This window comes from Paenibacillus sp. FSL R7-0128 (assembly GCF_038002245.1).
Lineage (GTDB): Bacteria > Bacillota > Bacilli > Paenibacillales > Paenibacillaceae > Paenibacillus_AQ > Paenibacillus_AQ silagei.
This window is the reverse complement of sequence record NZ_JBBOCD010000001.1, coordinates 3,310,468-3,330,646: the sequence shown is the minus strand read 5'-3', so window position 1 is coordinate 3,330,646 and position 20,179 is coordinate 3,310,468. Positions and strand designations below refer to the sequence as shown.

Annotated in this window: 19 protein-coding genes; 7 read left to right on the top strand and 12 right to left on the bottom strand. The window is 52.5% G+C overall.

The window, feature by feature from the left end:
• Positions 1 to 10: 10 nt before the first annotated feature.
• The 3 genes from NST26_RS13640 to NST26_RS13630 form a co-directional block, all read right to left on the bottom strand.
• Positions 11 to 874 carry a carbohydrate ABC transporter permease gene (locus tag NST26_RS13640; RefSeq protein WP_036729216.1) on the bottom strand — a complete coding sequence of 288 codons (864 nt, stop codon included), beginning with the start codon at positions 872 to 874 and terminating at the stop codon, positions 11 to 13.
• Positions 871 to 1,824 (bottom strand): carbohydrate ABC transporter permease, encoded by a 954-nt coding sequence (locus NST26_RS13635; RefSeq protein ID WP_036729218.1) that lies wholly within the window; start codon positions 1,822 to 1,824, stop codon positions 871 to 873. The genes NST26_RS13640 and NST26_RS13635 overlap by 4 nt, the downstream gene beginning before the upstream one ends.
• Before the next feature lie 99 nt (positions 1,825 to 1,923).
• Positions 1,924 to 3,285, bottom strand: coding sequence for an ABC transporter substrate-binding protein (locus NST26_RS13630; protein ID WP_339256159.1), 1,362 nt, complete (start codon positions 3,283 to 3,285; stop codon positions 1,924 to 1,926).
• Between the two features lie 219 nt (positions 3,286 to 3,504).
• Between NST26_RS13630 and NST26_RS13625 the strand changes: the two genes are divergently transcribed.
• The 3 genes from NST26_RS13625 to NST26_RS13615 all read left to right on the top strand — a co-directional run bounded on the left by NST26_RS13625 (position 3,505) and on the right by NST26_RS13615 (position 5,292).
• Positions 3,505 to 4,587 carry a thermonuclease family protein gene (locus NST26_RS13625; protein ID WP_340953399.1) on the top strand — a complete coding sequence of 361 codons (1,083 nt, stop codon included), beginning with the start codon at positions 3,505 to 3,507 and terminating at the stop codon, positions 4,585 to 4,587.
• A 183-nt stretch (positions 4,588 to 4,770) separates the two neighbouring features.
• Positions 4,771 to 4,983, top strand: coding sequence for a hypothetical protein (locus NST26_RS13620; protein ID WP_209873220.1), 213 nt, complete (start codon positions 4,771 to 4,773; stop codon positions 4,981 to 4,983).
• A gap of 3 nt (positions 4,984 to 4,986) precedes the next feature.
• On the top strand, positions 4,987 to 5,292 hold the full coding sequence (locus NST26_RS13615; protein ID WP_340958076.1) for an HNH endonuclease: 306 nt from the start codon (positions 4,987 to 4,989) through the stop codon (positions 5,290 to 5,292).
• A gap of 527 nt (positions 5,293 to 5,819) precedes the next feature.
• Here NST26_RS13615 and NST26_RS13610 read toward each other — a convergent pair.
• From NST26_RS13610 to NST26_RS13600, 3 genes are all read right to left on the bottom strand, one after another.
• Entirely contained in the window at positions 5,820 to 5,978 is a 159-nt protein-coding gene (locus NST26_RS13610) for a hypothetical protein (protein WP_209873214.1), read from the bottom strand.
• Positions 5,979 to 6,177: 199 nt separating this feature from the next.
• Positions 6,178 to 6,540: a hypothetical protein gene (locus NST26_RS13605; RefSeq protein WP_340953401.1), complete on the bottom strand. Its 363-nt coding sequence runs from the start codon at positions 6,538 to 6,540 to the stop codon at positions 6,178 to 6,180.
• 49 nt (positions 6,541 to 6,589) lie between these two features.
• Complete coding sequence (locus NST26_RS13600) at positions 6,590 to 7,591, bottom strand: aldo/keto reductase (RefSeq protein WP_036729236.1); 1,002 nt, start codon at positions 7,589 to 7,591, stop codon at positions 6,590 to 6,592.
• 293 nt (positions 7,592 to 7,884) lie between these two features.
• Between NST26_RS13600 and NST26_RS13595 the strand changes: the two genes are divergently transcribed.
• Complete coding sequence (locus NST26_RS13595) at positions 7,885 to 8,556, top strand: tetratricopeptide repeat protein (RefSeq protein WP_209873199.1); 672 nt, start codon at positions 7,885 to 7,887, stop codon at positions 8,554 to 8,556.
• A gap of 415 nt (positions 8,557 to 8,971) precedes the next feature.
• On the opposite strand, the gene ltrA is transcribed toward NST26_RS13595, so the two are convergent.
• Both ltrA and NST26_RS13585 read right to left on the bottom strand, forming a co-directional pair.
• Positions 8,972 to 10,270 carry a group II intron reverse transcriptase/maturase gene (ltrA, locus tag NST26_RS13590; protein WP_340950427.1) on the bottom strand — a complete coding sequence of 433 codons (1,299 nt, stop codon included), beginning with the start codon at positions 10,268 to 10,270 and terminating at the stop codon, positions 8,972 to 8,974.
• Between the two features lie 631 nt (positions 10,271 to 10,901).
• Positions 10,902 to 12,212 carry an ABC transporter substrate-binding protein gene (locus NST26_RS13585; protein WP_340958077.1) on the bottom strand — a complete coding sequence of 437 codons (1,311 nt, stop codon included), beginning with the start codon at positions 12,210 to 12,212 and terminating at the stop codon, positions 10,902 to 10,904.
• On the opposite strand from NST26_RS13585, the gene NST26_RS13580 reads away from it, so the two are divergent.
• Entirely contained in the window at positions 12,196 to 12,393 is a 198-nt protein-coding gene (locus tag NST26_RS13580) for a hypothetical protein (protein ID WP_339256147.1), read from the top strand. The genes NST26_RS13585 and NST26_RS13580 overlap by 17 nt on opposite strands.
• Here the strand turns inward: NST26_RS13580 and NST26_RS13575 are convergent.
• Genes NST26_RS13575 through NST26_RS13560 form a run of 4 tightly spaced genes read right to left on the bottom strand, consistent with a single transcriptional unit; the run spans position 12,386 to position 16,566 of the window.
• Entirely contained in the window at positions 12,386 to 13,495 is a 1,110-nt protein-coding gene (locus NST26_RS13575) for a glycoside hydrolase family 172 protein (protein WP_340953405.1), read from the bottom strand. The two genes, NST26_RS13580 and NST26_RS13575, sit on opposite strands and share 8 nt — an antisense overlap.
• Before the next feature lie 43 nt (positions 13,496 to 13,538).
• Positions 13,539 to 14,387 (bottom strand): carbohydrate ABC transporter permease, encoded by an 849-nt coding sequence (locus NST26_RS13570; RefSeq protein ID WP_340953406.1) that lies wholly within the window; start codon positions 14,385 to 14,387, stop codon positions 13,539 to 13,541.
• A 10-nt stretch (positions 14,388 to 14,397) separates the two neighbouring features.
• A complete protein-coding gene (locus tag NST26_RS13565) occupies positions 14,398 to 15,273 on the bottom strand; it encodes a carbohydrate ABC transporter permease (RefSeq protein ID WP_036729248.1) in 876 nt (291 codons plus the stop codon).
• A 24-nt stretch (positions 15,274 to 15,297) separates the two neighbouring features.
• Positions 15,298 to 16,566: an ABC transporter substrate-binding protein gene (locus tag NST26_RS13560; RefSeq protein ID WP_339256141.1), complete on the bottom strand. Its 1,269-nt coding sequence runs from the start codon at positions 16,564 to 16,566 to the stop codon at positions 15,298 to 15,300.
• Positions 16,567 to 16,743: 177 nt separating this feature from the next.
• Here NST26_RS13560 and NST26_RS13555 point away from each other — a divergent pair, with 177 nt between their 5' ends.
• Positions 16,744 to 18,555: a cache domain-containing sensor histidine kinase gene (locus NST26_RS13555; protein ID WP_340953409.1), complete on the top strand. Its 1,812-nt coding sequence runs from the start codon at positions 16,744 to 16,746 to the stop codon at positions 18,553 to 18,555.
• A 4-nt stretch (positions 18,556 to 18,559) separates the two neighbouring features.
• Positions 18,560 to 20,167, top strand: a complete 1,608-nt coding sequence (locus NST26_RS13550; protein WP_340953411.1) for a response regulator transcription factor — start codon at positions 18,560 to 18,562, stop codon at positions 20,165 to 20,167.
• The last annotated feature ends 12 nt before the right edge of the window (positions 20,168 to 20,179 follow it).

The following is a 20,179-nucleotide window of genomic DNA, read 5'->3' as shown; positions in this document are numbered from 1 at the left end:
ACACAGACAGTTAACTCTTGATGGCACCTGAAGTCAGTCCGGCAATGACCCAGCGGCTGAACAGCAGGAAGACAACCAGCAGCGGCAGCGTGGCCGTGAAGGTAGCGGACATAATCATCCCGTAATCAAGACCGTCACGTGTAGTGAACAGCTGCTGCAATGCAATCTGAATCGTGAAATGCTCCTTGTTCTTCAAGACCACCAGCGGCCAGAAGAAGTCATTCCATACCGTCATGAAATTCAGAATACCCAGGGTAGCCATCGCGGGTGTAATGACCGGAACGGCAATCCTCCAGAAAATCCGGAAGTGGCCTCCTCCGTCAATACGTCCGGCTTCAATCAGCTCGGTAGGCACGGCCGAGGAGATGTACTGCCGCATCCAGAAGATGCCGAAGGCATTGACCATAGCCGGAACAATCAGCGCCTTGAAGCTGTCGATCCAGTGAAGCTTGGCCATAATGACATAGGTTGGCAGTACGCCGAGCTGCTGCGGAACGATCAGGGTGGCAATAACGAATACAAACAGCACGTTTTTACCGGGGAATTCATATTTGGCAAAAGCATACCCGGCCAGCGTACAGAAGAACACGACCGAGACCGTCACCATGGACGAGACGAACAGCGAGTTGCCAAGCGCCTGGAAGAAGTCCGATTTGTCCAGCACCCGCTTGAAGTTCTCGAAGAACTGGTCTCCGATGGTGAGCAGCGGCGGTACATGGAACACAGCTCCCTTGTCATTGGTCCCGACCACAAACATCCAATAGAACGGGAAGATGGAGACCAGTGCTCCGAGAATCAGCAGAAGATAGAAGCCCAGCTTGCCGAAGAAGCCGAGATCATCCGGTTTTTTTCTGAACATACGCAGTGTGCTCACGCTTTTTTCCCTCCAGTCTGTCTGCCGCCGCCTCTGGAGATCAGCATATTGAGGACAGAGAACAGAATCGTAACGAGGAACAGCAGAACCGCTGTAGCCGCCGCTGTACCGAAGAAGCCGTTGCGGAAGGCCTCACTGTACAAATAAGTAACCATCGTAATCCCTTCCTGCCGGGTAGATCCGGTGCCGGATTGGCCGAGGAAGACATAAGGCTCTGTGAAGAGCTGCAGCGCACCAATGGTGGATTGCAGGGATACGAAGATAATGAACGGCTTAAGCAGGGGCAGTGTAATGAAGAACAGCTGCTGTCTGCGGTTGGCCCCGTCGATTTTGGCCGATTCGTACAGATCCATCGGAATACTCTGCAGGCCCGAGAGGAACAGGATCGCATTGTAGCCCGTCCAGCGCCACATGACCATCGTGGAGATGGCAATTTTGACCCCCCACCAGCCGGAATTGAAGGCCATGCTCTCTAACCCGATTCCGTTAAGCAGCCAGTTGATCATCCCGTTATTACCGAACAGCGTACTGAATACCAGTGTAACCGCCACGATCGAAGTGATATTCGGCATGAAATAGAGGATGCGGAAGGTCTTCTTGAACCGGGTCATCCCCGAATGCAGCAGCACCGCCAGAAGCAGCGCCAGCATAACCTGCGGCACAGTACCCATCAGCCCCATAATCAGCGTGTTGCTGAAGGAGATCCAGAAGGTCGGGTCCGTGGTGATCAGCTCGAAGTTTTTGAAGCCGACGTATTTCATTGGACCTAAGGCATCCCACTTGAAGAACGATAAATAGAATGTGAAGAAAATTGGATATAGTCCGAATATCGAGAACAGAATAAAGAACGGTGAAATGAAAGTATACGCAGTGATGCGGCTCCGTCTTTGTTCAGTGAAGAAAGGTCGTTTGCTCTCGGCATGCGGACTCGTAATTACGGGCTCAGCCATGTCACACCTCCAGAGAATTCATATCTAAATCCGGATTCACAGAGAGATTACTCCGTGAATCCGGACATTTGGGGAAGTCTGTTCCCCGCATATTACAGGTTAGCCGCGTTCTGCAAGCGTTTTTGACTGCTTGACAGCATCGTCCCACTCTTTGGCCGGATCGGCTTTCTTCTCCAGCACGTTCTTCAGCGCATTCTTGAAGAAGGTATCGGTCTGGTCATGCAGCGGTCCGTAGTATACCGGCTTCACGCGGTTAGCCGCTTTGCCGAATTCCACCGCCGTCTGCTGTCCGCCGAAGAAGTCATCCTTGAAATCCACGAACGCAGGATCTTCGTACAGTGCAGGGATAGAAGGCATCAAGCCTTTGGTCTTGAAGGATTCCAGCTGGTTATCCTTGTTCACGAGCCACTGGATGAAATCATAGGCTTCCTTAGAGTGCTTGCCTTCCTTCGGCAGCGTGATGAACGAACCGCCCCAGTTACCGGCGCCCTCAGGAAGCTGGGCAATTCTCCATTTGCCGGAGGAGTCCGGCGCGTTGCTCTTGATATTGCCGGCCATCCAGGCTGGACCCATCACGACGGCGAACGATCCATCGTTCATGCCTTGGCCCCATTCAGGCGACCAGAGCATGACATTGCTGATCCAGCCCTCTTGAATGCCCTTAACGGTAAAGTCATACGCTTTCTTCACTTGCGGATTGGTATCGCCGATGAAGCTGCCGTCTGCTTTGCTGAAATAGATCTCGTCCGCCGACTGGTCACGAAGCGCATTGTACGTCAGGTCGGTCAAGTCGGAGAAATACTTGCCTGTCTTGTCTTTGAACGCTTTCGCTACCGTAGCGAATTTGTCCCATGTATCGATGGCTGCGCCGAAGCCCTCAGGATCGGCCGGCAAGCCGGCGGCTTCAGCCAAGTCCGTACGGTAGTAGACTACTGTCGGGCCGATATCCGTAGGAAGTCCAAGCTGGAAGCTGCCGTCGATGGAGGAAGCCTGCTTCCATTTCCAGTCAAGATAGTTGGCCTGGATGTCTTTGGCTCCGAGGTCATTCAGGTTGTAGAATTTGTCCTGGGCTCCCAGGAAGCGTTCCATGAAACCGATCTCAAGCTGGAAAATATCAGGTGCGCCTGAACCCGCCGAGAGTGCTGTGGTCAGATTGTTGTGGTGAGCCGTCTGGTCACCGGTATTCTGAATTTTAATGGTTACGTTAGGGTGTTCCTTAGTGTAGGCAGCCGCCAGCTCTTCATAGTTCACGTTGCCCAGCGTCCAGAACGACAGTTCGACCTTCTCTGCTGGCTCTGTCTTGTCTCCTTCAGCTGCGGGTGCTGCTGTACTTTCTCCCTTGTTACCTGAATTCCCTTCGGCAGCCTTGTTGCCGCCGTTGTTACTTCCTCCGCACGCCGCAAGTGAGCTCATGAGCATGATGGAGACCAGCGCCAGCGCCAGGTTCTTTGTTTTTTTCATTCCTCTGTACCCCTCTCAAAGGTTTCTTTTACAAGATTCAGTGTACCGTAGGCCACTGTTTTTTTTGAGGAGGCATATTGCCGATTTATGGTGGAAATACTTACGATTCTAAAATAGGTGGATTTTTTGTGATTTTAGGAGAGTTTTTATCCTTACAGTATTTACAAATCATTGTAAATTACCGATAGTTCTTAAGTAGGATTACAAAGGGGGATTTTAATGTTTAGATCAAAAAAGCTTCTGATTTCCATCGGAATCATCGCTTTATTAGAAATTGCTATTTTTACAGGCATGTCCTTGAGAGAAGCCTTAGGGATGAACTTTCTTCTTGCATCACTTGCTGTAATTATTTTTTGGTTCGTGGGCATGTTTAAGCCGGCCATTGTCCGCTGGGGAAATCGAAAAATCATTACCAAGTATTCTGCTGTTATGTTTATTATATTTTTTATTTTGTTCGTGATTGCAATTCCAAAAGCCTCTCCCTTGGAACAGGCTACTAATCAGACTGATGACCACACGGAAGTTCTTGACACTTATGTACTTAAATCTGAAACAACTCAGAAGAATGCTGAACTTGCCAGCTTGTCTATGAATGCAAATGCCATTGAAGCAAAGGTCACCGCTGTTACTGATGGTGATACCTTTACAGTCAAATTAGACGGAAAGTCTGAAAAGGTGCGGCTAATCCTAATCGACACTCCTGAAACAAAACCTGTACAGCCCTTCGGGCCAGAGGCGAGTGCGTTTACAACAAAGTTGCTTAGAGATAATACAGTCAGACTTGAATTCGATGTATCCGAACGCGACCAGTACGGCCGTCTCCTTGCTTACGCCTATATCGATGATAAAATGGTAAATGAATTGCTGCTGGAGAAAGGTCTTGCACGAGTCGCTGTCTTTCAGCCGAATGTGAAAAATGTTGATCAGTTCAGGTCTATCCAGAAAAAAGCTCAAGCAGCAAAATTAGGGATATGGAGCTTAAAAGATTACGCAACTGATAAAGGATATGATGATACCGTTGTGGCTAAAGCTACTATCCAGCCAACTGCCACAGTTAAACCGTCACCTAAGCCCACAGCCACACCGAAGCCTACCGCTACTAAAAAACCTGTTCCAGCTAAAACTCAAAAACCTGCAACTACTAAAAAACCGAAACCAAAAGCAACCCCGCAACCAGTTCAAGATGTTTACTACAAGAACTGTTCTGCCGTGAGAGCAGCCGGTGCTGCGCCGATCTATGCCGGAGAGCCTGGATACTCTAGAAAGCTTGATAAAGATGGTGACGGAGTAGCGTGTGAATAGATTTAACCCCGGAATAACTATCCGGGGTTTTGTTATGTACTTCTCGTATCACATCATCAATTTTAATCCAATCTATAATCGCAATATTATTAGCATTCAGTTCCTTCATAGGTCGAACTAAAATCTATCAAATGATATAATTGCTGAAGCAGCAGTTATCCCTATCTAAAGGAGATTTATTCCATGCCCATCAACCGACCACTACTCACTGACCAGGATCTGCAGGAAGCGATTGACCGCAAGCTGCCCGTCCGCGTCTTCCAGGATGACCATCTGGTGAATTCCGGCGCTACTATAGTGCGGTTCACGGATTCGGATGTTGTGATTCAGTCGCGGGTCAGTGATTTAACGTATTACTCGCGCAGCCGCTGTGAATTCTTTGAAGTCCGGCCTTAAGTGATGAATGCCCGGGCCTTGGACACGTGTGAGCTGTGCGGCCGTTCTCCTCTTGCAACTACCGTTCATCATTTGATCCCCCGCGAGAAAGGCGGCAGCCTGCTCCCGACTGCCCTTCTGTGCAAGGCTTGCCACCGGCAGATTCATGCTTTGTATACCAACAGTGATCTCGTTGTTCTTGGCCTTACGACACTGGACAGCCTGCGCAGCGACCCGCAGATTGCCGCTTATCTGAAATGGATCATGCGGCAGGCGCCGGGCTCTGAACCGAAGCTGCGCAAATCAAAGCGTGTTCGAAGCAAACGTTAATCTGCCGGATGGCAGGATGATGCTGGTGATCTGAGGTGCAAAGCGTAGCAACTGGAAAATGCTTTGCCGCCCTTATAAGGGCGGTATCGTTTTCGCGAGAAACACAAGGATAATGTACAGCGTGAAACATAGACATTCTGTTCTTAACAAGACATCCTAGCAGAGGCTTAGGATGACCTGCGTGCGAGCAGAATGTATACTGTTTTTCACATACATTTTGACCATATGCCTGCTTGAGAACACAATGTATACTGTTTTTCGCATACATTCGGATCATGCGTCTGCGTGCGAGCACAATGTATGCTGTTTTTCACATACATTCTGACCATATGCCTTATACCAGCCGATTGTATTTTGTTTTTAGCATACATTCTGCCTTAACCGGTGAAATCTGATATACTCCTGATAATAATTCTTAAGCAGCAAAAAGGTGCCTTCCGAGTTGCGGGAGGCACCTTTTTGCTGAAGGTTCTATGATTTGCTGCGATGTCTTCTGCATAAAATAGTTCTGCGGCTCTATTGCTTGCTTATTTCTTCATGTCGCCATAGCTGCTCAGCTTCTCGTTAAGGACCTCCTGAAAGCTCTGGACTTTGTCTTCCTGTCTCTGCGCTTTGGGATGGACAACGGGCTGAGGTCTAAAAAACTGATGATTAAAAGCCATAAGGTTATGTACGCTCATACTCATTGAAGTTCAACCTCCTTCCATAATCTTCACCTTATTTGCGTGAGTGCGAAGCATCTTATCCCTTATATAAACCGCTCTTTCCAGTCCTAAACAGTTTTATCTCAGAAAAATGGAAATAGCGGACCCGGACTTGAAAATCAAAGTCCGGGTCCGCTGCTGAGTATCATCCTATTCATTCATCAACCCGACTAAATAATGGCTATAACGAAAAATCAGTCACGCCTTTCTTAGAGGCATATTTCAGCGTATAGGTTCCTCCGCCCTCAAAGGGCATCGTGGCCAGTTTGATCCGGGTATAATCAAGCCTATGCTCTCTTAATACTTTTTTGATCAGAGCTATACCCCGTTGTTCATCCGTAATGACACAAAAGATATTAAGTACAAATTGCTGCCGGTCTGATACCGTTTTGCCCATCTCAGACCCGTCTACATAGCCAAGCTCCGCATCCGCTAAAAAGAGATTCAGGTATTCCGTGACTTTATCCCTCAACCATTGATCGCGCTGGCTCCCTTGCAGACTCTTCAAGGGATATTGGACAACCAGCCAGCATTTCTCATTCATTCCAGTTCACTCCCCGTTTGAGTTAATGAAGAGCTGCCCGAACTCCGGGTTACTTCTTCAAGGCAGCCCAGGAGGCCTCATTCAGCAGCTCCAGCTCCTCCGGCTCCAGCCGGAAGGTCATGGTGCCGACATTCTCCCGGGCATGACGGACCTTGGAAGCGCCGGGAATCGCAACTACGGTGTCGCCATGATAATGAATCAGCCAATTAAGTGCAATCTGTCCCGGTGTACACCCGTATTTGTCAGCCAGTGCGGTCAGGGAGGTGATCAGCGGCTTGCTGCGGGCCAGGCTCTTGTCGTCCAGGCCGGACATCATCCGCCGGGAACGCGAGACTGCCTTAATCTGCGACGGATCTGCGTGGAACCGTCCGGTCAGGATACCCTGCTGGAGCGGGGAATAGGCGATGATCGAGATACCTAGCTCCTTGGCCGCAGCCATGATGCCGTTCTGATCGATGCTGCGGTGCAGCAGATTGTATTTGACCTGATTGGAGACCAGGGTAAGTCCGTAGGTCTGCAAGATACGGTGCGCTTCCACCATCTGCTTAGCTGAATAATTGCTTACCCCTACATACCTGATTTTGCCGGCCTGTACCAGTCCCGCCATTGCTTTCATCTCACTGGCAATCGAGGATAAGGAGAACGGCTGGTGGATCTGGTACAGATCAATGCCTCTGCCGCCCAGGCAAGCAATCCGCTGATCAATCGTGGAGGTAATCGAGCCTGCTGTCCGCAGCATCGGCCACCATTTGGTCGCAATCAGCGGAGCCGCATGCGGGTTGCCTTCCTGCTGAAGCTGATCCAGCACATGAGCCAATGCTTCCTCCGATTTGCCTCCACCATAGATTTCTGCGGTATCCACCCAGTTCATGCCGCCTTCCAGGCTGACCCGTACGATATCCAGAATATCCGCGTCTGTGATATTGCTCCAGTAGCGGCCTACGATTCCGCTTCCCCGGCTGAACTGCCAGCAGCCCAGGCCAAGCGGAGATACCGATAGCTCAGAGCGTCCCAGAGGTCGCAGCTGTACCTTGCTTGCCAATGTCTCCACGGTTCATCCTTCTTTCCAAGTGTTAGTTGAATACACTGTTATATAAGAGCTAATCTAGCGATGAGACAATCTGACTGTACACAAAGCTTATGACTTCGGCAGCAGCCTGTCAATGACAGCAGTGCAGGCAGGAGCTGGGGGCTTATGGATCACCTGGAACTGGATAACCGACCCCCAGTCTCTTTTATCGTGGCCTCTAAAAAGGTTGATATGGTATAATTACCCTGCCTATTCGTATCCAATTTGCAGGAAGCACAAATGAACCACAAAAGTAATGGAGGGAATTCATATTCATGATTAAAATTCTAGGTTTCCTGCTGCTGTACCGTCTGCTCGGCAATCCCTTTCTGGCCCTAATCATTCTGCTCGTCGTTCTATATTTCGTAGACCGCCGTTATGTCGGCATTCTACCCAGCTTCTCCAAGCCTTTCCGCCGCAGCCGCCAGATGTCCAGGCTGCGGACGGCCATTGCCCAGAACCCGAACGATGTCACCGCCAAATTCGATCTGGCCCGGCTGCTGATTGAGCGCAAGCGCTACAGCGAGGCCAAGGAGCTGCTGACGGCCATCGCCGACCGTTATGAGACCTCGGCTGAATACTGGGTGGAGCTCGGATACGCCAACCTCAAGCTGGGCCAGCTTGCCGAAGGCGAAGCCCAGATGCTTCAAGGCCTTGAGATCAACCGCAGAGCCCAATATGGACAGCCTTACCTCCGTCTGGCCGAGACCTTCCGGCATATCGACCAGGACAAGGCGCTCCATTATGTGAGCCAATTCCAGGAGATCCAGACCTCCTCCAGCGAAGCCTATTATCTGGCCGGCTCCATGTACAAGACACTGGGCCGGACAGACGATGCCAAGCGCGCTTTTGAGGAATCGCTTGCCGTCTACCGTTCCTTGCCCAAATACAAGAAACGCCAGGAACGCGGCTGGGCGCTGCGCAGTTATTTTGCGAAGCCGCGTTAGGTATCTTAGCTATATTTCCAGCACAAATAGCCTCCGGTCCCACTGAATTGTGGAGACTGGAGGCTATTATGCTATTTTCCAGGTATTTGGTTTTCACATACGCTCTGAAGTTTATATTCTCTCACCGGCCGCTTGTAAGGAGCAGTATTGTTGCACATTTTGCAGGATTTCTCTATAAATGTTAGTGGCTGAGGAGCAATGTTGCATCATTTGCAGGATTTCCGGTGGTTAGAGCAAGTTAAAGCTGGATTTGTTACATTTTGTGCAGAATTTCAGCATAGACAGCTTCTATGGGGCAGCATTGTTGGTCGAGTAGGCGGGGCCTTTCCTTCGTGGATTGTGCCCCTACCCCTCACAGATCCGTACGTGCGCAATTTACGCATACGGCTCTTCACCCCATCGTTCACAATTGGCCTTAATCGTAGATATTGACGTAGATCCGCGGCTTAGGTAGCCTGAATTCGTTTAGCACTTCGTAGAACCTCTCCCAGGTGAAACTCCTGCGCTGACTTCTGCGGTTTAGCCATGTATAGATCAAGTCGAGCGTTTGCATGTAATAGGTTTTTATTTTCTCCGAGTTATCCGTGATTCCATAGTATCGGTAGTGTCCCGACAGTTTGGACCGGATGACGCCTAGGAAATCCTCCTGCTTCATGTGGCGATTCCACCTGACCCAGCTCTTCATGGCTCTGACCTTCTGTCTGAATTTCTTCCCACTCGTTTTACGCTTTACCCGGAAGGTTCCTTTTCGGCTCTTGGCGCAGTAGTGCGTGAAGCCTAGGAAATCGAATGTTTTCGGTTTCCCTTCGCCCTTCCTCCGTGATTCTGCTTCCGCAAAACGACCGAACGCGATGATTTTCGTCTTCTCTTCCGCAATGCTTAACCCGAATTTCTCCAGCCGGAGCACAAGTGCGGTATAGAAGCGTTCTGCATCTTCTTTGTACTGGAAGCAGCATACAAAATCATCGGCGAAGCGCACCATTTCGGCTTGCCCCCCGCACTGCTTCCTCACCGTCACGGTAAACCATAGGTCAAGGACATAGTGCAGGTAGACGTTGGCTAGCAGGGGCGACACCACCGAACCTTGGGGAGTTCCTTCCTCCGTCGGTTCAAAGTGTCCATCCTCCTGAATACCTGCTTTCAGCATCCGTCTCACCAGCCGGTGGATGTTTGGATCTCCGATTCGCAGTTCGAGGAATTTCATCAGCCATTCGTGATTTACATGGTTGAAGAAGCCGGAGATGTCTGCATCGACGACATAGCTGGTTTTTCCCTGCTCGATGACCCGGTTTAGATGTTTCAGCGCACTGTGCATGTTTCGGTTCGGGCGAAATCCATACGAGAAATCCATGAAGTCTTGTTCATAAATGGCTTCCAGTACTCTTTTCAGCGCATGTTGCACCAGTTTGTCTTCATACGCAGGAATTCCTAGGGGCCGCATGTTTTTCCCGTCCTTTGGGATGTACACTCTTCTCGCGGGCTGAGGTCTGTAGCTTCTTCGCTTTAACCGGTCCACCAGGTGTGTTACATTCGCTTCCACGTTGGCTTCGTACGTCTCTTTGGTCGATCCATCGACTCCGGTTGCCTTTCCCGGTTTCATCTCTTTGTGACTTCTCTTTAATGCTTCTGTGTCAATGAGATGTCCGATGGAGTTGAACCGTAACTTCGGATCTGCTTTGGCCATTTCTGCTATTCTTGTTAATTTCGTTTCCATTTTTTTTCCCACCTCTGTGTGTGGCCAATGTGTCCTTACCAGATTGATGGGGTGTCGCCTGCCTTTCCTCCGCCCCCATTACAGGGGTTTCACAGGTCTTATGCGGCAATCCGACTCCCTGAACGCCGTTTGACATTCTTACGTGTTACGGCTTGTTTGCCATACTCCTGCAAAGGTTCCTAAATAGTACTTCTCTCGCAGAAGAGCGTCAGGGTCTCCCGAGTTGCTGAGTAACCATGGGTATACATGCCTGGCTCTTCGACCCCGGGGAAGCTCCTCCATCCTCGCCTTTTTTTTTTTTTTTTTTTTTTTTTCGGCTGGAGTCATGTTGTCTTCCGGGAAAGTGAGCCCGTCGACCTTCCCGTTTGCTGCATTTCGAGGCTCCATCACTTTCAGGCCTGCATCCTAACTGTCTACGCTTAAACGGCAGGGTTACCCTTGCCGCTCCAAGACTCGCTATTGGTGGCGTGGCTTTCGCCTTTCCAAGCAGGGGTTCCACCTGCTAAGTTACTCAACCTAGGCTCGGTCGCTCCACTTATTGCAGGATTTCTCTAAAACTGCTACTGACTATGGAGCGTGGGAGCCATCCCTCAGCGCAGCAGCCCCCATTGTATTACTGTCCCGCTTCAAATCACTCCGGGCTGTCATGTGTAACCCCCCGCGCCGAATCCCAGATCCGCTGGAATTCAGCCAGCAGCTTCTCGCGGCCGATCTGGCCGCCGATGTAAGCCTGCATCTGCACACTCATCTGCGAGGTGGTTGCCTCGTATCCCGGGTAGCGCTGCCATAGCCAGGGAAGTGTCTTGCCGGCCTTCATGTACGACATAATGTCGTCAGCGAGTGGTCCTAATCGGCCTTCCGGGACCGGTATGCTCTTAAGAGCGGGAATCAGCCGAGCATCGTCCACGACGAACTTCTTGCCAACTTCAGAGCTGGCCAGCCAGCGCAAGAACGCCTTGGCCTCCTCCTTCATCACCGAGTTCTTAAACACGACCCAGTAATTCGCCACCCCGATCTGAAGCTTATCCATCTTAGCGCTGTCATCGTTCACCGGCATGGGCAGGAAGCCGATGTCCAGACCCGGAGCCAGCTTGTCCAGCTGCAGCTGTGTCCAGCTCCCCTGCTGCATCATCGCTGCCTGACCCTTGGCAAAATGCATCACTTGGGTATAGTAATCCGTCTGTAGCGGCGCCGCCTGACCATATTCCAGGGTGAGGTCAATCAGATCCAGCCAGCTGTCAAATATGCTGTTACCGGTCAGCTTGGCACTGCCGCTGCTGACCTCATCAATAAATTCCGCCGGATCAGGCTGCAGGGCAAAGGCGGTATTCAGCAGGTGATTGCCGAGTACCCACCATTCCGCATAGCCGTTCTCGAACGGCCGGATGCCGGCCGCTTGAAGCTGCTCCGCCGCTGCTCTCAGCCCGCTGAGCGTCACCGGCGGGGTTTCAATACCCGCCTTGCGGAACAGGGTCTTGTTGTAAATAAACCCCCAGCCTTCCATAGCAAGCGGCATCCCGTAGATCCGCCCGTCCTTCATTGTGGCGGGTCTGGCCAGCTCCTGTATCTCCTCCGCCCACGGTTCACTGCTCAGATCCTCCAGGTACTCCTCCCACAGATCAAGATCCTTATACCCGGCCACGAAGAACAGATCGGGCTTGTCGCCGGAGTTAAACCTCGTCTTCAGCTCCGCGCTGTAATCGCAGCCCCCGCCGCAGGTATCCAGCTCAATGGGCACGCCGGTTTCTTCCTGATACTGCTGCGTCAGCGCATTCAATTGCTCCGCCATCTCCACCTTGAAGTTGAAGATTTTCAGCGGCCGCCCGGAGTTCCCGGCATCTTCCACCTGAGTTCTCCCGGCATCTGACTCATAGACGACGCCGTTTCTTCCCCCGCAGGCCGTCACTGCAACAGTGAGCAGGAGCATGACTGCGATTAACATCACCTGCCTGGAACTCATTATCTCTCGTCTGGATCTCATCATCGCCCGCCTGGATCTCATCGCATCGTCTCCCCCTTCGCCGCAAGCTGGCTGGCTTTACAACCAGTATAAACGCCATTCCCAGCGGGAAGATACGAAGAAATATTTACCTGCGCTTTATCTCGGCCTGCGCCTTATCTAGGCCAACGCTCTTCCTTGGACGCCAGCGGCCCGAACGGCTGGTGTGGCTCCGTCTGGTACCAGTAGGCCACCGAGGCCACATCGTCTTGACGCTCGAACAGGCCTTTTTTATAGACTCCAATCTGCTGTACCGTCACTTTAAAATCCTCATGGAACCGGATCGGGTCCAGAATATGCCAGCGGTAGAACCCGCGCATCGGCGGCGCGTCGTCGTTATGATAGAAATTATGAACCTCCTCATCGTGAGCGGAATAATACGGGTAGCCCATGTAAGGCGTACAGTACGTGTTCTCCACGGTCCTGCCGTTCTGCTGTGTTGCAAAGCTCCAAGCACCCCCGAAATAATCCTCCATCCCCGTGCCGCAGATCGTCGGATATTCATCGTCTCCGTCGATGTACATCTTCAGTTCGCCTTCCCCCCACCAATACCGCTCCAGCGTCGTCAGCGCGATATAGGTTCCCACGTACTGTCCGCGGCCCTTCACATGGTCCAGAATAACGTAATCCTCCGCTTTGCTCGTGATCCGCTGCCGTCTCCACTGGGCGTGAAAATAGGCGGTCTCTTCAGGCAGTTCATCATGCAGGCAGTAATCGACCTGATAAAAAAGAGCCGGAATCGGCGCTTCATGCTGGTTCTCAATTTCAATTCTCGCCTTACGCCGGAACGGCATCGGGAAGTAGCAGTTGAAGCCCCGTGTCGGATTGACGACCATCGCCTGGGAATTGACGGTGCAGCCCCTCCCGAAGCCGTTGCAGAAGAAATCCCCGAGTGGACTTTCCACGGAAGGCTCTGTCTCATCGTCCCAATACATGCGCAGCACCAGGTCCCTTAAGACAAAAGTGTCCGCATCAGTCCGGTCGGTAACAGTGATCCAGATATGTTCAATAATGCCGGGGCCATCAATGTCGGCCAGCAGGGCAGTGGCGCCGGGAGCAACGTCCCGGATGCAGGGCGAGCCTTTGCGGCAAGGGCCGAGATGGCTGGCCGCCATGCCTCCCTTGCCCTTCTCCCCTTTCGGATTCTCTGCGTTAACGGCCCGGCTGCGGCCGGCTTTGAGCAGGGGAAGCGCCGACAGCCCTCCCAGAAACGGATGTTCAACCATAGTAACAGACTCCTCTCATTTTCTTTTTCTAATCATCAGCTAATCAGCCCTTAACTCCGCCGGCCATAATTCCCTCCATAATCTGTCTCTGGAAGATCGCTACGAACACGATAATCGGCAAAATAATGATCCAGCCCATCGCGCTGACCAGATCCCACGGCACGGCGTACATATTGTCTCTTAGTGGCAATTGCGTAATGGCCGTGGACAGCACCGAGATTCCATTGGAGTAGAACAGCGGCGTGAAGAAGTTATTCAGGCAGGTAATAAAGTTGACGATGCAGACCGTCGCCAGCGCCGGACGGAGCAGCGGAACGGTAACGTAAATCAGTGACTGGACAAATCCGCAGCCGTCAATCGCCGCCGACTCCTCGATCGAAACCGGGATATCGTTCAGATAGTTTTGCAGAATCAGAATGGTGAACGGAAGAATGCCGCTGATATACAAAATAATCAGTCCGGTATGCGTATCGTACAGATGCACGCTGCGCAGGAAATCGTACAGCGGCCGGGCGGTGACGACGTCGGGAATCAGCATGGAGGCCAGCAGGAAGCCGGTGGCAATGGCAAGCCCCCTGGTGCGGAACCGGGCGAAGCTGAAGGCAGCCATCACGGACACGATCATCCCGATCAGAATCGACAGCCCGATGATAATGGCAGTATCCCAGATTTTCGGCAGCAGTCCCACGTTCTCAATCAGGTAGCGGTAGCTGGCAAGTGTCGGATGGTCCGGCCAGTATTTAATGGGTTTCGAGAACAGCTCCCCCGCCGGGGTAATAGACGAAATAAAAATCCACCAGAGCGGAAACAGAATCAGAAAGGCAACGATCAGCGCCAGTCCCCACATGAGCAGGGTGAGCGGCAGCGGTCTGTGGTTGTGAGTGGTCATCATACATCGCTCCTTAGTAATCTACGCGCTTGGCGGCCGACATGCTGAGCCCGCTGAGCAAGGCCATGACCAGAAACAGTACGACCGCAATGGCGGCAGCATAGCCCGTGTTGAGATTCGTAAATGCCTCGGTCGTTACCCGGTAGGCGATCAGTGCCGTGCTCTCTCCGGGTCCCCCGCTCGTCATCGCATACACGACATCAAAGGACGTAATCCGCCACATGGTGAAGAAAATGCTCAGCATCAGAATGTTGCGTGACAGCAGCGGCAGGGTGATGCTGAAGAAGGAACGGACCGGGCCTGCCCCGTCGATTTTAGCCGCTTCATACATTTCCGAAGATATAAACTGCAGTCCGGCCAACACCAGAATGGCGAAGAAGGGCAGATCCTTCCACAGATCAACGGCAATAACCGCAAAACGCGCCGTATTCGTATGGATCAGCCAGTCCAGCGTAAAGCCAGGGTTAAACCAGCGGACAAAATCGTTAATCAGCCCGTACTCGTTATTGAACGCCCACTTCGAGGCCATAGCGATGACCACCATAGGCATGGCCCAGGGCAGCAGCACAATTGTCCGCAGTACCTTTTGTCCGGCGAATTTCATGTTGAGAATTAGCGCCAGCGCAATGCCGAGCACGATGTGGCCGAGCATGGAGCCTGCAACGAATATAGCTGTAAATTCAATAGAAGTGATGACCTTGGAATCCTGAAACAACTGAATAAAATTATCGAAGCCAACGAACTCGTGAATCCCCCGCAGCAGCTTGACATCATACAGGCTGATGCGGAACGTTTCAATGATGGGATAGATCGTGGTGAACACCCGGATGATCAGCGCGGGGAGCACTAGCATCCACGCTATCACCCAGTATTTTCGGCTGGCATACATGGACAGCGCCCCTTTCCTGCGGCATTACTGGTAACGTTCAACCGCATCCTGCGCTTTTTGGCAGAATTCGTCCAGCGTGATTTTATCCTGAATATAGTTCTGGAACAGCGTGCCCATCTCGGCGATGAACTCCATTGTCTGCGGCAGCATAGGGCGTCCGTGAACCTCATTGGTGGACTGAATTTCTGTATAGATGTCCTTAATATCGCCGGTCACGGCTTCGTTTGCAGCAACATCTGCTCTGGCCGGGTAGCGGTCAAAATTCTTCCAGCTGTTCAACTCGCCGTCCTCGCTGGCTGCGTACTTCAGAAATTTGATCGCCGCCGCTTTGTTTTTGGAAGCCGAATTCAGCACATAGCTCCAGGAATCCGTGAAAATGCTGCGTTTCGCAAACTTAGGCATATTGACCATATGGATTTGGTCGGGACCATACCGGTTCGCCTGCTTATAATCCGTACCTGTCCCCCACATGAACACTGAGGCGTATTTGCCGTCGATAAACTTCTGGTTCATCTGCTCATATTTGTCCGCGATCTGATCGACCGGCGTTACCTTCCACGTGTTGGCCATGTCATACATGAACTTGACCGCCTCCCGGCTGTTCTCATTGGTCCAATCGTAGTAGTCGCCCCCGAACAAATTGACGAAGGTGGCAATTTCGTTGAAGACGTAAGTCTTTTCCCAGGAGCCACCGTACCCGTACTGCCCGTCCTTGGTCGAAGCCTTCAGGAACTTTTCAAAATCCTCCTTGGTTTCGATCGAGGTCATCCCGGCCGCATCCAGCTTCTTCTGGTCGATCCACAGTCCGAGATACCCTGTATAGCTTGGCACGCCGAGCACATCGCCTTTAGCGGAGGTCAGCATATCCTTCATGTAGCCCTGCGGAAGCTGCTTCATAATATCCTCTGTCAGCACCGTATCCTGCAGCGGGTCCAACCAACCGGCGTTTTTGAAAGACGTAGCCATTTCATCATTGACTTCCAGAATGTCCACCGTACTGTCCCCGGAAGAAAGAATCGTGGAAATCTTCTGCTGGCGGGTATCCGAATCGGTCGGCGCGGCGACCCAGTTGATTTTGACCCCGCTTTTCTCCTGCGCTTCCTCCAGCCAGGCCTGAAAATTCGGGTTGGTGGATTGAATGGTATAGAGCGTAATTTCATCCTTGCCGCCTGCTGCACCGGAATCCGCGCTGTTCGCGCCGCTTCCTGCATTAGAGCCTCCGTTCGAGCATCCGGCCGTTAATACTGCCAGTGACAGCGAGCCTGCCATCAGTAGAGAAGACCATTTTTTCATGCCTTAACCTCCCTGTGTTTATCCTGTAAGCGCTTTACACGATCAGTATACTAACTTTACCGGGAACGGGAATACAGCCGGTGTTGACCAAAAATGTGTAAGATTGTGACCCTATTGACCCTTCCTTGGAAGCGGTGCTAGACTGTAGACCAATCTGCGGAATAAGGAGGAACGCCATTGCGGTACCGTAGCTTCCGAGGCAGTATACGCTACAAGCTGAGTGTCTTTCTGATGGCCGCCATTCTCGTGCCGATCGCTGCCTCAATTCTAATCTCCTATTTCTACACCAAACACTCCTTGAAGAATGACGCGATCCGCGAAAATTCAAATACGGTCCGCCAAGGGACCACCAGCCTGATGGGGCAGCTGAACGCCATGAACAATATCTCGCTGAACGCCTACAATAACCTCAGGATGACGAATAGCCTGTACAACATTCTGGTGCAGGGCCGGAGCGACTTCATGGTGGAGAATAATATATATTCCGGTCTTCATGCCATCGAGCAATCCAGCAGGGACATTCAACAGGTCTATTTGTATTCGGATCTTGCCGACCAGTCCTGGCTGCTGATTGACGGCTACCTGAAGCGCGAGCCGGGCAGCGGCGGATTAGACGGCCATTTCGTGCAGCCGGTTGACAAAAACGATCCTTATCTGGAGCCGCCCCATCCTTCACATAATTACGGCATGGAGGAATTCCCGTACAGCCCGTCCAACACCGTATTTACGATTCACCGTCCGGTGTACCGGGCGCCGCTCAAGGAGCGGATCGGGGTGCTGTCAATCGACTTCAAGCTGGATGAATTCCGCAGCATTATGAACATGCTCTATGATAAAGGACAAGAGAATATCTATCTGCTGGACGACACCGGAACTGCCGTCTATACGTCCAGGGAAGATGAAATCGGCACCAAACCTGATTATGCCTGGCTGCAGCATGCCCGGTACAGCTTCGCGGGGGCCGGCCACTTCTACTGGAACAGGGACGGGGACTTCAATGGCATCGTCGTATTCGAGAAGTTCGAGCTGATCGGGCGTATCTGGACCGTCGCTAAGCAGATCCCGGACAGCTACCTGTACAGCAACGCGGCCAGCGTGCTGCGCATTAATATGCTTGTGCTGCTGACCTGTCTGTTCATTGCGATCGCCGCCGCGCTGTTCGTTTCGGTCATGGTCACCGCTCCGATCAAGCGGCTGACCGAATCGATCCGCAGGATCAAGCTCGGCAAGCTGCAGTTCGACGGCGATCCTGACCGCAGCGACGAGGTTGGCGTGCTCGGGAGCGCAATCAAGAACATGGTCGATACGATCGACAATCTGATTATGCGGGAGCTGAGGCTGGAGCTGGCCAACAAGGATAACCAGTTAAAAGCGCTTCAGGCTCAGATTAATCCGCATTTTATTTTTAATACGCTGCAGTCTATCGGCTCTGTGGCCCTGCACCATAAGGTGCCCAGGATTTACGAGCTCACCTCCTCCCTCGGTCTCATGATGCGCTACAACATGAACACAGAGGAGCCGGTCGTGCCGCTCTCCAAGGAGATTGCCCATGCCCAGGCTTACCTGGAGCTGCAGCAGCAGCGGTTCAAGGACAGGCTCCGCCACCGCATTGAGATCAGAGGGGAGGCTGACTTAAATACACCGGTTCCCAAAATGATTCTGCAGCCGCTTGTCGAGAACTGCTTCAAGCACGGCTTTGAAGGAGCGGAGCAGGCCGAGATTGGCATTGTAGTCGAAGTCAGCGGTGACACGCTAAGTATTACAGTCTCCGACAACGGTCCCGGCGTCACCCCGGAGCGCCTGCTGGAGCTAGAGCGGCAGATAGCCGGTGAACAGCCGGGCGGCATGGAAGGCGGCAGCATCGGGCTGATGAATGTCGTCTCCCGGCTGCGCTTGTTCTTTAACGATCAAGCAGATGTAATACTTGGGCATGCGGAGCCTCACGGTTTCAACGTTCAGATTAGAATCCCACTGACGGAAGGGGCGTAACACCATGAAAGTGCTGATCGTGGACGATGAAGCCGACGTAAGAGATTCTATCCGGCTGCTTGTGGACTGGGAGGAATACGGCATTACGGACATTCTGGAGGCCTGCGACGGGGAAACGGCGCTGACACTGATTATGCGCGAGCGGCCGGAGATTATCTTTACCGATATGAAAATGCCCAATATGGACGGCATGGCGCTGCTGCAATGGATTGAGGACAAGTCCCCGTTCTCCAAGCGGATCGTGATCAGCGGTTATGACGATTATGCTTACATCCGCAACACCATCAAGCATGGCGGAATGGACTATCTCCTGAAGCCGATCAACCGCAGCGAGCTGCTTGAGGCAGTCAACAGTGCCGCAAACGCATGGCGCAAGGACGAGGAAGCGCGCAGTCTCAACATCCAGCGGGAGGTAGAGATCAACAAAACGCTGCCTATGTATTGGGACAAAACACTCTCGGCCCTCGTCTCCCAGCCTGGCTCCCAGGCGGGAGCCGCTGACGAGCTAAGTGCTGCCTTCGGATGGCCGGCGGGGGCGGAATGCCGGGTTGTCCTGCTGCTGACCGATCCGCTTCCGCGCACCGTCCTGGGCAAATTCGGGCGCAATCCGGATCTGCTGCATTTTCTGATGGGCAATATCTGCAACGAAGTAATCGGCCCGGTCCGTAACGGTTATGCCTTTAAACATACAGACCCGAATTACGGGCTTGTCCTCCTGCTGACCGGGGAGCTGGGGCAGACCGATGCGAAGCTGAAAGCGATGAATGACGCGCTCTATAAGGTGCTTGGGGCACGTTTCCGCTTTGCCTGCGGAGGCATTGTCTCCTTCCCGCACGGCGTTCACACCGGCTTCCAGCAGACGCTGCAAACGGCGCGCGGAATCTCCTTCCTGGACGATACTCCGCTGATCTATCATTATGGCGGGAACCCGTCTACGCCGCACGCTGCAAGGACTGTGCTGGCTGACTATGCCAGCCGGATCACGACAGCGGTCCACCGGGGGGACACTGCCCAGATTGGACAAGTAATCTCCGCCTGGATGGATGCGGTAGGCAAACGGCAGGCGGTCACATGGGAGGATCTGAAATACTGGCGTTACGAATACGGGCTGCTCAGAAACCGGCTGCTTCAGGACAAGACACCGATGGCCGGCGAGCCTGCCCCCTCTTCCTTCCCCGGGCTGTTCCCGCTGGATGAGAACGGTCGTCTGTCCCTGGGAGAATGGCAGCGGGAGTGGACGGAGGCGTTCACAGAAGTCGCTGACACCCTCAAGGAATCCCGGCTGCAGGAGAACAACGCGATTTATGAGATCAAGCGCTATATTGACCAGCATTACATGGATAATCTGACGCTCCAGCAAATCGCCGGCGAGTTTTTTCTTAGCCGCGAGTATGTGTCCCGGCGCTTCAAGCAGGTGTTCCATGAGAATATTTCGGAATATCTGGAGCGTGTCCGGATCGGTCATGCCAAGCTGCTGCTCGCCGGAGGGGAGCATAGAATAACCTCCGTCGCCGAGATGGTCGGCTACCAGGACGGCCGGTACTTCAGCAAAATCTTCAGTAAGCATACGGGGATGACGCCTAGGGAGTGGCGTAAGGAACCAGGTTATTAACCGCAACACCCT